This window comes from Pediococcus damnosus (assembly GCF_001437255.1).
Classification (GTDB): Bacteria; Bacillota; Bacilli; order Lactobacillales; family Lactobacillaceae; genus Pediococcus; species Pediococcus damnosus.
Genome location: NZ_JQBD01000009.1, coordinates 18266 through 32189 on the forward strand (window position 1 = coordinate 18266; position 13924 = coordinate 32189).

Here is a 13924-nt window from a genome sequence, read left to right on the forward strand (position 1 = left end):
TTCTGATTAGCCTCTCACCAATTTGCTAACTCGCTGCCAGTTGTCCATTTTAGACGTATTCTCTTCAAAGAAAAATTATTTATTTTTTGCGTTGACATGTAATCCTGAATCCTGATGAGAAGTTGTAACCTTATCATCAGGGAAAACCACCATAGTTTCTTGTTGAGTAGTATCCTTAACATCCGGTCTCTCATCAGGTTCAACAGATACTTCCTTTTCATGAGGTTCGATAATTTCTGCTCCATCCCCACCAGCAGGTCTACTTTCGCTAGTTGGGTCTATGGCAGGCGTAATATCTCCCGCATCTTCCTCATTGCTTGAGTTTACACTTGGAGCTTTAATCTTGTCAAGGGTTCCTGTATGCAACATTGCTTCTTTCAGGTCGCTAACTTGCACATCTTGGTCTTCCTTTAGAATACTATCCCACTCACTACCATTGATCATCTGCAGTTGTGAATCAACTAGTACTTGGACTCTTTGTCGATATAAACGTGCATTCTTTCTTAATTCATTAGTTGCTAAAATTAATTTTTTCGCTTTTTCGGCCTGCTCATCAATAACAGCCTCAGCGCTAACCTTCGCCTTTTGGACAACCCCATCCGCTTTCTTTTGGGATTCTTCCATGGTTAATTCGGCTTCACGCTTCGAACTACTTTTAACTTTATCGGCAGCATCTTGAGCTACTAAAATTGATTTGTTAAGTGCTTCTTTCATATCATCAAAATACTCAAGCTTAGTTTGGGCATTTTCAACTTCTTTTTCTAAAGCCGAAATTTTGTCTAAAGCCTGGCGATATTCAATGGCAACTTGTTGGATGAAGCTATCCACTTCGGTGGGATTATATCCGCGCATTTTATTCGAAAATTGTTTATTCTGAATATCAACCGGATCTAAAGACATACTAGTTCCTCCATTATTTTTTCTTTTTACTTCTTATAACTGAAAGTAAGACTCGAATTTTACTCTTTTTTGTTTTACCTTCAATACTGTCAAGTCGAATTCGACCATAGCCACGAACCGATAATAAATCATTTGCAACTAATTCAAAATCAGGACGTTGATGTGGTTTCCAATTTAACGTAACTTTTCGTTCTTCAATAAGCTCTTTGGCATGATTTCGTGAAATATGAAAGCCTTCTGCAACCACCGCATCTACTCGAACCGATGCAACCGTTGTACTGCCAGATTCCCAATCATTTTCCGGTTTGATGACCTCATCCAATGTTTTCTCAACCAATCGAACTTTAATATTTCCGATCTTACCAACTTCAGATAGAAAAAAGTCACTCATTTCTGATTTTACAAAGAATTGCCAATCTTCACCATTAGAAATAATATCCCCGAATGTATTCCTTTCGACACCCATATTGGCAAGTGTCCCAAGCACATTGCGATGGTGAATCACCGCAAACTTGGTTGGATACTGAATCTCCAATAGGGTCACATTGAAGTCCTGTAATTTGGGAACAAAATAATCCGGAAAAATGAGTGATCGACTCATTTCTGCACCCGGATATCCGCCATAACTTTGAACTTTTATTTCATCCAACCGATTTACTAAAGTGGTCAAAATAAATTGTTCTCTCGGATTAAGAAAATTGGTTAGGATGGACCGATACTGATCGCGAACTTCTTGGATCCATCCTGCGGCCTCTTCCACAAATGGGGCTTCCTCAGGACGAAAATGTTGCATAATATTGTCCATTTTTACTTACCTCTTGAAAGCATTCAATACCTATTAAACATCTTTATCTTTTAGGTAATAAATGTTCAGTCCTAAAAGAATCTGCTAAGTGCAACAAGGCCGTATTGAGCCATTTCCAGCACCAATATTGCCACAACTGGTGAAAAATCCAACCCCAAAAATGTGGGAATAAACTGGAATAACTTTAAATATGGCAAACACATTTTTGCCAGCCATTGCCCTAGTTTTGTTTGATAGGCTCCTGGGAACCATGACATTAAAACGAAGACAAAAATTAACAGCATATATAACTGAATAAGTTTACTTAGAATCGAAAGTATAAATATAAAGATCAAATGTTTTACTCCTTATTTAGATCATTGTTGCTTAGATCTCCATTTTGAATGTTTGAATACAGACTACCATTTATTTCAAAACTATTTGGGGTACATAAAAATATCTGTGTACCCACCTCTTCGATTGAGCCATCGATGGCAAATAATGTACCCGAAAGAAAATCAACAATTCGTTTCGTTTGATTATCATCAATCCGTTCAAAATTTAGAATTACGGCTTGCCCCGAAATTAATTGCTTAGCTGCCTCCTTGGCATCACTAAAAATACGCGGTTCAAATAACGCAATTTGACTTTTAGAACCCGAAATATCGTCCATGGTATTCACCCTATTATCTGTCGTTGTATCCGCATTACTTATAGAATCATGATCCGATGCTGTCTGATCAGTTTCATCATCTATGCCGAATAACTTGTTGAATCGATCGCTTAATGCCATACAGAACGCCTCCTAATTGACGCTGTATCAAATAACTGGGACAAAACGGTAGTCTTGTTCCCAGTTTTAAATTGCTATTTAATTATTTACGACGACGCTTAAAGAATGGTGGTGTATCTACGCCCTTGTCGGAATCATTGTCAGAATCATTAAAAACCTTGAAATCTTTCTTTTCAATATCTTTAAATTCATCATCGTCTTCAACTGATGTTGGACGAACACCATTTGTATTATTCTGACGTAATTGCCAGTCACCAAACGGATCATCTTTTTTTGTTGCTTTTTTCTCTTGTTTTGGTGCCTCACTATTAGCAGATGGTTCACTAAATGATGGTTTTGATGTTACAGACGAATTTGTGTTTGAAGGTGCATCAAAACTTGTTCTTGCTGTTGCTCGATGAAGAGAATGGTCATTCTTCTTTTTATCAATTCCAGTTGCAATAATCGTAACTCGAACTTCATCTTTCATATTCTCATCAATAGACGTACCAAAGATGATATTAACATCATCTGTAGCAGCTTTTGCAACAATCTCTGAAGCAGCTTGTGCTTCAAAAAGTGAAAGATCAGGGCCACCGGTAATATTTAACAGAACTTGTTCTGCACCATCAATTGAAACTTCTAATAATGGTGATGAAATTGCTTTTTTAGTTGCTTCCTCAGTACGATTTTCACCGTTTGCAGAACCAATTCCCATAAGTGCTGAGCCTTGGTTAGACATCACTGTTTTAACATCAGCAAAATCAAGGTTGACATAGCCTGGAGAAGTAATTAAATCAGAAATACCTTGAACGCCTTGACGGAGCACATTATCAGCTTCGCCAAATGCTTCCATCATTGGTGTCTTTTTATCGACCATTTCTAATAAGCGATTATTAGCAATGATGATTAAAGTATCCACTTGCTCTTTCATCTGTGCAACACCTTCAGCAGCAAAACGAGCTCGCTTAGGTCCTTCAAAACTAAATGGTCGTGTCACAACACCAACCGTTAAAGCACCTGTTGCTTTAGCTAGCTTAGAAACCAAAGGAGCAGCACCAGTACCTGTACCGCCACCCATTCCGGCAGTTACAAACACCATATCTGCGCCTTCAAGTGCAGAAGAAATAGTTTGTTCACTTTCTTGAGCCGCTTTGCTCCCGACTTCAGGAGTTGAACCAGCACCCAAACCTTTAGTCAATTTCGGTCCTAATTGAATTTTTGTTTCTGCTTTAGATTGTTTCAAAGCTTGTACATCAGTGTTAGCGACGATAAATTCAACGCCCTTTACACCTTCAGCAATCATGCGATTAACGGCATTACTACCACCGCCACCAACACCAATTACTTTGATATTTGCACCAGCATTTTGTTTATCATCCATTGTAAATTCCATCCCTTTTTCCTCCAGTATTTTTAAAAGTTAATCAAAGAATTCGCTGAACCAGCGTTTTATACTAGCAACCATTCCACTAAAAGAAAATGATGATTCTTTTTGAGGTTTGGTTTTTTTAGCTCGTCTAGGAGTCGTTTGTGTATTGGGTTCTGTCTCTGTTTCTTCATCAGTATCCGTTGAATCATCAAATGTCTGCTGTTCAGGAACAGATTTTGTACCCGCGACCATTGCACTTTTTGCTAAGAAATCAACCTCACTCAACGAAGCTTCATAATTTAGTAAAGCAAACGCTTGTGCGAAGGCTGGATGTCTCAAGCCCATTGGTTCAGGAACATATATCTTCACATTCGTGTTAAAGATATCAGCTGCTAAGCTCTGGATTCCAGGAATGGCAGCTGCACCACCGGTAATGACAACTCCACCCGGCATATTCAAGGCATCAATGTTCTCAAGATGATTATAAGCGTTGTTTAAGATTTGTTCTAGTCTAGCCTCGATAATCTCGGCTAAATATTTCTCTGTAACCTGACTAGGTGCTGACTGTCCCACAACTTCCACAGGAAAGGCATCATCACTGGCTCCTTCAGCAAACGCGTAACCATACTCACGCTTTAACTTTTCAGCATTACTTAATGATGTATTTAAAACAACTGAAATATCTTTTGTAACAAACTGACCGCCTTCTTGATCAACGTATGTATACTTCAAATGATGATCATGAATGATTGACGTTGTTGTTTGTCCAGCCCCCATGTCAATTAAGATCGTTCCAAAATCCTGCTCACCATCGTTTAAGACAGTTCTTCCTAAAGCTAATGGATTTAAAACAAGGTCTGTTAAGTGTAATCCGGCCTGCTGAATTGCCCGTTTTGTATTATGAATAATAGTCTTGGGTCCTGTTAAAACGGTTCCGTTCATCTCTAAACGAACACCAACCATTCCACGAGGATCTTTAATGCCATCAAAGCCATCAACCACAAATTCATCGGGTAATACATCAATCACTTCTTGTTCTGGAGGTAAACTGTGCACAGAAGCCGCGTTCGCCACATTAACCACATCTTCATTCGTGATTTCTCTGGACGTCTCTGCAATCGCAATCATACCACGACAAGGCTCAATTTTTAATAAATTTGCTGGAATTCCAGCTACTACTTCGTGAATCTTTAAATTTGCTTTATTTTCTGCAACTGATATTGCTCTCTTGATAGCTGCTGACGCCTTGTCAATATCGACAATCACGCCACGGTTCATTCCATCAGAGCGTTCGCTTCCCACTCCAATAACACTCATTTGCCCATTTACGTATTCAGCAACAATGACTTTTATTGAGGTGGTTCCTATATCAAGTCCAACATAAATCCCTGAATTATCCATAATAAAGGAACCTCCTAAACATACCTATTTTAGACTTTTGTATATACTCTCAAGTTTACCATAACTTCAATGCATTTAAATAGTGTATCCTTTTAAAAAAATGAGAAAATAAGCTAAAAAGTGACTTAAATTCAATTATTTATTCATTTTTCTCAATTTGTTGCTTGTACCGTACTCGTCGAACTGCTGGAAGTATTTCCAGAACTAGAACTATTTGATGTTTCATAACCACTATTGGACGAGCTAGAACCGCTCGTTGAAGAACTTCCATTTACGGTTGAAACAGAATTTTTACTTGTGCTACTGTTATTGTAAGAATTTTTAACTGTTTCATCTGATTTATTCTTAAATGGATAAGAATAAGCGCCTACCTCTAAATCAATAACTCCACTTTGTTTCATGTCCGCTGCCATTTGAGGATAATACTTCATTTTAGCTGCAAAGGTGGGTAAGATTGCATAAACTTCATTTCCATCATTCATATATAAATGAAGTCGGTTGGGATTATCCTTACTCGGCGCATAATCGATTTCTGAAATTCCACTGCGGACAACCGGTGGTAACTGTTTAAATTGCGTTAATAAGGCATTTAGGACACTCGTTTTGTGAAAATTCTTAAAAACTGGATAATCACCAGACGGTTGCGTTGTTGACTTCTTTATAACTTTGCCGTTATCCAAAATTGTGTAGTACTTCTGATTTCTAAACACCAATCCGGCCACCATGTTTTCTTTAACCGTAATTTTTAAAGTGTTAAAACCATGACGGTGGACCTGATAACTTAATAATTTAGGCTGTTTTTTGTACACTTGTTTAGATTTATCACGATTACCCATTAAATATGGAAAAATCCAATCGTTTTTATGAATATTTCCAATTTCTTTTATCTGCGCAGTTGAAAAATGTGTATTTCCAGACACCTTAATTGTCTCTACCTTGCTTAATGGAGAAACTAAATAGCCACCGACAATTAAGACAATCAGCGTTCCCCCAAAAACAAAAATTCGTTTCTTACGTGAATTTAAGAATTTAAAGGAATGGTGTTGAGCCTTTTCAGTCTTTTTTTGGTTTTGATTTCCAGAATTTTTTTGAACACGTTGGGCCTTCTCCCATGGTGTTAACTTACGTTCGGTTTGAGGAGTTTTCGTTTTCTTTTTTCCAAACACGATTGCCACCTCATTTTCTACTTTTTAATCACAGATTCGAGCACATTCAGAAGATCATCTGCTGCATGTGGCCGTCCCATTTTCTTAGCAGCAGTACCCATTTTAATTCTAAGATTTTCATCAGTCATCAAAGCATCTGCAGCTTTCAATAAACTTTCACCGTTCAATTTTGACTCTGGTAACAGTTCTGCCGCGCCATTCTTAACCAAACTATTGGCATTTTTTGTTTGATGATCATTTGTCACATATGGGCTTGGCACCAGGATTGAAGGAATCCCCAGAGCTGTAATTTCTGCCAAACTTGTTGCACCTGCACGCCCCAGGATTGCCTCTAAGTCTGGTAAAAGTTGAGGCATTTCTGCAATATAAGAGCGTACGACACAATTTTTGCCGAGTGCGTTAGGATCAATCTGTGCCATGATTTTTTTATAGTGGACACTTCCTGTTACAAATAAAACTTGATAATTTCTTTGCTTAAGTTGTGGTAAAGCTTCAACCGTGGCTGAATTAATTTTTTCTGCACCACGACTTCCACCAAAAATTAATAACGTTGGTACATCACTTTGCAATCCATATTCTGTAAGGGCGTCATTAGGCTTTATACGGGAAACTTGGGTTGCCCTTGGATTACCTGTAAAAACAACTTTTTTAGCCGGAAAATCTTTTCGCGCATCCTCAAATGAAATCCCAATTTTTGTCACAAAATGGCTTAAAAATTTATTAGTAACACCCACGACACTATTTTGTTCGTGAATAACGGTTGGAATATGCTGGAGGCTAGCTGCAAACACCACTGCACCACTTACATAACCACCCGTTCCCACAACAACATCCGGATGAAATTCTTTGATCATTTTATGAGCATCACCAACACTTTTTAAAAAAAGGCCAATGGTTTTGACATTTTCTAAAGAAAGCGACCGTTTAAATCCTTGAATCTTAATTGTCTTAAACGGAATGTTTTGTTCAGGGACAATCCGGCTTTCCAGCCCTTTTTCCGTTCCAACATACAAGATTTCCGAATCAGGCTCACGTTTTCTTAAAGCTTCAATGAGTGCTAAAGCTGGATAAATATGGCCACCTGTACCGCCACCTGAAATCATTAAACGCATGCCTAATTCCTCTTTTCGTTTTGAAGATCGTTAACAGCAGTAATAAATTCATCGCCGCGAATTTCGAAATTCTTGTATTGATCCCAGCTTGCATTGGCCGGAGATAGTAACACAATGTCATTTGGCTCACTTAACTGATAAGCAAGCGGTACTGTGTCGGCAACTTTATCCGCAAATTTAATTACTGGAACACCCGCTTTTTTGGCTGCATCTGCCAATAAATGACTGGTTTCACCAATAAGGACAATCGCTTTTACATGATTTTTAAAATCTGGCACTAATTTTTCAAATGTGTAACCTCTGTCTAATCCACCAGCAATCAAAACGATTGGTTGCTTAAAAGATCGTAAAGCTACTTGAGTTGCTTCAATATCTGTTGCTTTTGAATCATTATAAAAAATTCTCTTTTTAAAGGTCGTAACATATTGTACACGATGTTTAACACCTGAGAAAGTTTTCAGCACGTCGACAATTGCTTCGGTAGAACAGCCACTTAGCTTGGCAACTGCGATGGCCGCTAAAGCATTTTCAATATTTTGTACACCTGGTACTTTGATATCGTCAGCAGCCATAATTTTTTCATTACGGAAGTAAAGAAACTCACCGCGTTGATAGGCACCATTTTCACTCAAATCTTTTCGTGAAAATGGTACAACTTGTGCCTTCGTTTGTTGACTTAATTGTTGCCATTCAGGATTATCCCAATTAATGACAAAATAGTCCTCTGCCGTTTGATTTTTAGTAATATGCATTTTATCGCGAACATAGTTGGCTCGAGTACCATGCCAATCTAAATGGTTAGAAAAAATATTTGTAATTACGGCAATATGAGGCTTTAGGGTGGTGACACTTGCCAACATAAAACTAGATAACTCAGTTACCATTGTGTCTTCTTTATGAAGTTTTTGAACAACTGTCGTAGCTGGAATGCCAATGTTGCCGGCCAGATAAGCATGTCCTGCTTTGCGATCTCGATCCAACATCAATTGAATCAAGGTTGTGGTTGTGGTTTTTCCATTACTGCCAGTAATTCCAATCATTTCACCATCCAAGACCTGATAAGCTAATTCTGGTTCTGAAATAATTGGAATATTCTTTTCGAGTGCGCCCTTCACAATTGGATTAGAATAAGGAATTCCAGGATTTTTTACAATTAATTCAAAGCCTTCATCTAAGAGTGTCAATGGATGACCACCCGTAACAACTTTGATACCATTTTCTAATAATTCCTGGGCATCTGGATTCTCATCAAATGGTTTCGCGTCATTAACTGTTACCAGTGCCCCTAACTTTTGTAACAATTTTGCGGCGCTTACACCACTTTTTGCTAAACCAAGTACTAATACCTTTTTATCCTGATAATCCTTAATATCCTTCATGATTTTTCCTTTCACCTTAAATTTAATTAACCTAAAATACCAATCAAAGCAATTACTGCTCCGATTAAGCCAACAATCCAAAACACAATATCAACTTTCCATTCACTCCATCCCAACATTTCAAAATGGTGATGAATTGGACTCATTTTAAAGATTCGATGACCAGTTAGTTTAAATGATAAAACTTGCAAAATAACACTCGCAGTTTCACAGACAAACACAATTCCAATTAACAATAATGCGATCTCATGATGCACTAAAATTGAAACAGCAGCTAGTGCACCACCCAAAGCCAAGGAACCCATGTCACCCATAAAAATTTTAGCAGGCTTATGGTTAAAAATAAAGAATCCAACTAAAGCTCCAATAATTGCTAAGCAAAAGATCAAAACATCAAATTGGTGCTGAACGCCAGCAATGATGGCATACGCACCGAATGCAATGATTGCCAATCCACTTACCAAACCATCTAATCCGTCAGACAAATTAACGGCATTGGAAAAACCAACTAACCAAAAAGCTACAAAAACAACGAACCAAGCACCCATGTGCCAAGAACCGAAGAACGGCACATTTAATGATTGAGAGAATCCCTCATTGTGATAAACAAAAAAGAAAATAACTGCTCCGACAACTTGTCCAAGAAATTTTTGCCAAGCTTTCAATCCTTCATTCTGCTTTTTCATGAGCTTAATGCTATCATCCCAAAAGCCCAGCAGCCCATACATGATTAGAATAAAAACTAGAATTAAGCCGGTCGCATTCATCTGATGAGTAATTAAATCAAATAAAAGGCTGCTTAAACTAATTGCAATGATAAAAATCAAGCCACCCATCGTTGGTGTACCCGATTTTTTTTCATGCCATTTTGGACCCTCTTCACGAATCATTTGCCCTTCATTACGATTCCGAAAATAACTAATAAATGACGGCATGGCAACTACAGTAATTAAAAAACTGACAACTGGCGTTCCAATCTGCGCTATCCAATTCATAATAAACTCCATTCTTTTTTACTTTTGTTTTAATTTAACTGTGAGTGTTTGCCCATTTTGAACAATTGTCCCACTCTTGATTGATTGAGATTTCACAAAACCAGTCCCTGAGAATTTAGCTTCCAAACCAACTAAATCAGTTAGTTTAAGTACGTCATTACGCGACCACCCAGACAAATTAGGCATTTTCATTTGTCCACTCGTCAAAAGAATCACGCGTTGCCCCGCTAACATTTCCGTACCTGTCACAGGCGACTGTTGTGTGACTGTACTACCTGTACCCATCACCGTTGCGGCAATATTTTGCTTGCCCAAATCTTTAACAGCTGTATCAGACGCTTCACCAACCATATTGGCAATTTTTACTTTCCCAGAAACTTGATTCTTGGCAGTTGAATTATTTTCACCAAGTGCTTGTTTCATAACTGGACTAAAAATTTCATTTAAAAGTTGAGTTGCTGTCTTTGTTGCAGGCAGCGTTGGTTGTTTCATCGTGATATACATAATATATTTTGGATTTGATGCTGGTACCATTCCGACAACCGAGTAAAGGTAACTATCATTGCCATTTAAGTAAGTCCCACCAGAGCCAACCACTTGTGCGGTCCCAGTTTTAGCAGCTACTTTATACCCTGGAATTTTAAAATCTTGACCAATTCCATAACTCTTATAAACAACATCCTCCATCAGCTTTCGCACTTTTTTAGCCGTTGAGCTTTTGACTGGTTTGCCAAGGTTCTCTGTTTTCATCTCGTCGGTTACTTTACCTGTATCGGTATCTACAACTTTTTTAATATATTGCGGTTTGACCATTTTGCCATTATTAGCAATTGCCGTAAAACCCTGCAGCATCTGCATATCCGTTACATCAATTCCTTGACCAAATGCCGTATCGGCCTGGTCAATTGGGTATGTAAATTGCATACTTCCACTGGCTTCTCCAGCAAGGCCCGAATCTGTACTCTTTAAAAAGTTAAATCGATTGATATATTTTTTCCACGTTTTGGCACCCATTTTGCGCTCCAAATGAGCCATTGACACGTTACTAGAACGCGCAAATCCTTCTTCGTAGGTAATTAACCCCCAACCGGAAGTTTGCCAGTCAGGCACCACTTGATTACCAATGGTATAAGTCCCTGACTTGTATTTTTCCTTCGCATTAAAGTGGCCACTATCGATTGCTGCAGCAGCTGTAAATACCTTCATGGTGGAGCCGGGTTCAAAAGTATCTTGAACTAAAGAATTACTCCAAGCCTTATTAATGCCACTCTTGGTGGTGGGATTAAATGTTGGTCGCTGTGAGGTCGCCAAAATGGCACCCGTTTTGGCATTCATAAGTGTGGCAGTCATCGACTTTGCATGCACCTGGTCTTGAACCTTTGTCATTTCCGATTCCAGCAAAGTTTGAAGACGGGTATCTAACGTGGTATAGATATTTTGCCCATTAACCGCTGATTTTTCTTCTTGAGACGATGGCAGTTGATAGCCGAATTTATCTTTTTGAATGGAACGTTGTCCATCTGTTCCAGTTAGCTTATTATTAAATGCGCTCTCAATTCCCATCACACCCTTTAGTTGTGTGATGTCAGAATCTTTTTTTGTAGCCTGTGATGTAATGCCAATTAGATTAGATGCAAAAGTTCCATTTGGATATAAACGAGCTTCTGACTGGATAAAATTAATTCCGGTTAGCTTATAGGATTCAATTTTTTCTTTGGTGGCAACAGAAATGTTTTTTCCTGCTGTTCCAAATTCGACTTGAAACGTATTTTCATTAGTTGGATTTAAGGCTGCAAGCGCCTTTTTTTCACTAATTGGTAAATACTTTGCCAGTACTTTGGCCGTCTTTTTTTTGTCAGTTACATAAAGTGGCTTTTTATTTGCGCCAACCTGATTTTTGTTCAAAACTGCATAAACAGAATACGTACTTGTATCTTCCGCAATTGGTTGACCCGAAGCATCCAAAATAGATCCTCGCTGAGCCTTTAAAACTTTATTATCCGTATACAAACGACGGGCCTGTGAACTCAAATTGATGTGTTCTACAGTCCCGCCAATTGCGATATAGGAAAAACGTAGAATTAAAATTACGAACAATGCAATCGCTATGAAAAAAAGCCATTGACCGAACGATCTTCGATTTTGGCTTGATTTGTTATGGTTGTTCTTTTTTAAACGTTTTTCTTTGTTGTTCATTTATTAACATTCCTTATATTCTGAGTTGTTAGGCTTAAACCATATTGCTTTGCAATTTTATTCAAGCGTGAACGACTAGAAAGCTGATTCACTTCCTGTTTCAAATTACTATTATTAGAAGTTACTTTGGTTACCTGTTCTTGCGAACTAGATAACTCGTGTTCAGCACCTGATAATGATATTTTACCAGAAATCACAAAAATCATTAAGCCTGTCAAAATTATACCGCAGAATGTCATTAAAATTTTCTCAAATTTTGAAAATGGTAAAGATTTCGGAATAACGACCGCTTTTGCCTTATGTAAAGTGCCCTCTTTTAAGTCCGGTACGTGCCGTTTTATCGGCTTATGAGCCGGAAATGCTTCTGCTAAATTATTTTGTGCCATTATAAATCAGTCCCTATTTTATTTTTTCAATAACTCGAAGTCTCGCACTATGAGCACGATGATTTTGTTCTAATTCGTCTTTACTAGGTAAAATGGGTTTTCGGGTCGCCAATTTAAAATGTGGTTCAAGTTCTTTAGGAATAACGGGTAATCCTTGAGGAAGATCTGGTAAATTTGCATTTTCCTTAAAAATATTTTTAACTAAGCGGTCTTCTAACGATTGAAATGTAATTACGCTAATTCGCCCACCGACTTTTAATAAATCTAGCGCCTGTTCTAAAGAAGTTTCTAGAACGCCTAATTCATTATTGACGGCAATTCGAACCGCTTGAAAAACCCGTTTAGCAGGATGACCACCAGTCCGTCGAGCAGCTGCTGGAATTGCTTTTTTGATAATATCAACTAATTGACCAGTTGTTTGGATAGGTGCCACAGCCCGTTCACGTTCAATTTCACGAGCAACTTGCTTTGAATAGCGCTCTTCTCCATAACGGAAGAAGATTTTTACTAAGGCCTCATATGACCATTCGTTAACAACCGTTTTGGCTGTGAGCTCCGCAGACTGATCCATTCGCATATCTAATGGTGCATCATGCTGATAACTGAATCCCCGTTTAGCATCATCCAATTGCGGTGAAGAAACTCCCAAATCGTAAACAATGCCATCAACTTTTTGAACCCCAAATTCTGCTAAATCTTTTGTTATATTTTTAAAATTATCCTCAATGAAAGTAACTTGCTTGCTGTCTAAATACTTTTTTAAATGAGTTTGATTATATTCAATAGCTGCAATATCTTGATCAAACGCATATAAATGACCCTTTTGACTCAACTGACTCAAAATTAACTGACTATGGCCACCGCCGCCAAGCGTGCAATCGACATAAATGCCATCTGGATTAAGATTTAATTCAGCAACCGCCTGGTTCAGTAAAACAGTTGTGTGTTGAAATTCACTCATTTTTCCACTCCTATAGGCCAAAATCAATTAAATTTTCGGCAATATCATCAAAGTTTTCTTCAGTATCTGCCGTAACTGCATTCCATTGTGCTTCATCCCAAATTTCAAATCGGTTTGATACCCCAACTAACACACATTTCTTAGTAAGTTTTGCATGTTCACGCAATTGTTTCGGAATATTAATTCGCCCTTGTTTATCAAAATTACATTGTGTCGCATCTGCAAACAAAAATCGGACAAATGCTCGATTATTTCGTTTATTTAGCGGTAATGCTTTTAATTTACCTTGAATCCTTTGCCATTCTTCAAGTGGATAGCCAAACAGACAGCCATCTAATCCACGAGTAATCACAAAATCAGATCCTAAATCTTCTCTAAACTTAGCCGGAACAATTAGTCGTCCCTTGGTATCAAGTGAATGTTGATATTCGCCCATGAACATACTAATTGCCCCTTTCTTTTCCTTCTCAATCACAAATTCAGTTTACCACTTTGTACCA

General features: G+C 38.0%; 14 protein-coding genes and 1 other annotated feature (1 of these 15 only partly in view). All 14 genes read right to left on the reverse strand.

The window, feature by feature from the left end:
- Positions 1–77 (reverse strand) — a binding site (T-box leader); it reaches 136 nt to the left of the window's first position.
- Positions 76–900: a DivIVA domain-containing protein gene (locus IV84_RS02245; protein WP_046871819.1), complete on the reverse strand. Its 825-nt coding sequence runs from the start codon at positions 898–900 to the stop codon at positions 76–78. (Overlaps the previous feature by 2 nt.)
- Before the next feature lie 13 nt (positions 901–913).
- Positions 914–1705 (reverse strand): YlmH family RNA-binding protein, encoded by a 792-nt coding sequence (locus IV84_RS02250; protein ID WP_046871818.1) that lies wholly within the window; start codon positions 1703–1705, stop codon positions 914–916.
- Between the two features lie 71 nt (positions 1706–1776).
- Entirely contained in the window at positions 1777–2040 is a 264-nt protein-coding gene (locus IV84_RS02255) for a YggT family protein (protein ID WP_371861586.1), read from the reverse strand.
- Between the two features lie 5 nt (positions 2041–2045).
- Positions 2046–2477: a cell division protein SepF gene (locus IV84_RS02260; protein ID WP_046871817.1), complete on the reverse strand. Its 432-nt coding sequence runs from the start codon at positions 2475–2477 to the stop codon at positions 2046–2048.
- 82 nt (positions 2478–2559) lie between these two features.
- Complete coding sequence (gene ftsZ, locus IV84_RS02265; protein ID WP_046871816.1) at positions 2560–3852, reverse strand: cell division protein FtsZ; 1293 nt, start codon at positions 3850–3852, stop codon at positions 2560–2562.
- Between the two features lie 27 nt (positions 3853–3879).
- Complete coding sequence (gene ftsA / locus IV84_RS02270; RefSeq protein ID WP_046871815.1) at positions 3880–5229, reverse strand: cell division protein FtsA; 1350 nt, start codon at positions 5227–5229, stop codon at positions 3880–3882.
- A gap of 152 nt (positions 5230–5381) precedes the next feature.
- On the reverse strand, positions 5382–6395 hold the full coding sequence (locus tag IV84_RS02275; protein ID WP_052694531.1) for a cell division protein FtsQ/DivIB: 1014 nt from the start codon (positions 6393–6395) through the stop codon (positions 5382–5384).
- A gap of 17 nt (positions 6396–6412) precedes the next feature.
- Positions 6413–7507: an undecaprenyldiphospho-muramoylpentapeptide beta-N-acetylglucosaminyltransferase gene (murG, locus tag IV84_RS02280; protein ID WP_046871814.1), complete on the reverse strand. Its 1095-nt coding sequence runs from the start codon at positions 7505–7507 to the stop codon at positions 6413–6415.
- Positions 7508–7509: 2 nt separating this feature from the next.
- On the reverse strand, positions 7510–8886 hold the full coding sequence (gene murD / locus IV84_RS02285; protein ID WP_056986048.1) for a UDP-N-acetylmuramoyl-L-alanine--D-glutamate ligase: 1377 nt from the start codon (positions 8884–8886) through the stop codon (positions 7510–7512).
- Between the two features lie 26 nt (positions 8887–8912).
- On the reverse strand, positions 8913–9881 hold the full coding sequence (gene mraY, locus IV84_RS02290; protein ID WP_226996038.1) for a phospho-N-acetylmuramoyl-pentapeptide-transferase: 969 nt from the start codon (positions 9879–9881) through the stop codon (positions 8913–8915).
- 18 nt (positions 9882–9899) lie between these two features.
- Positions 9900–12077 carry a penicillin-binding transpeptidase domain-containing protein gene (locus IV84_RS02295; RefSeq protein WP_046871811.1) on the reverse strand — a complete coding sequence of 726 codons (2178 nt, stop codon included), beginning with the start codon at positions 12075–12077 and terminating at the stop codon, positions 9900–9902.
- Positions 12074–12463 (reverse strand): cell division protein FtsL, encoded by a 390-nt coding sequence (gene ftsL, locus IV84_RS02300; protein ID WP_046871810.1) that lies wholly within the window; start codon positions 12461–12463, stop codon positions 12074–12076. The genes IV84_RS02295 and ftsL overlap by 4 nt, the downstream gene beginning before the upstream one ends.
- 13 nt (positions 12464–12476) lie before the next feature.
- Complete coding sequence (rsmH, locus tag IV84_RS02305) at positions 12477–13424, reverse strand: 16S rRNA (cytosine(1402)-N(4))-methyltransferase RsmH (RefSeq protein WP_046871809.1); 948 nt, start codon at positions 13422–13424, stop codon at positions 12477–12479.
- Between the two features lie 10 nt (positions 13425–13434).
- On the reverse strand, positions 13435–13866 hold the full coding sequence (mraZ, locus tag IV84_RS02310) for a division/cell wall cluster transcriptional repressor MraZ (protein ID WP_056986050.1): 432 nt from the start codon (positions 13864–13866) through the stop codon (positions 13435–13437).
- Between the last annotated feature and the right edge of the window lie 58 nt (positions 13867–13924).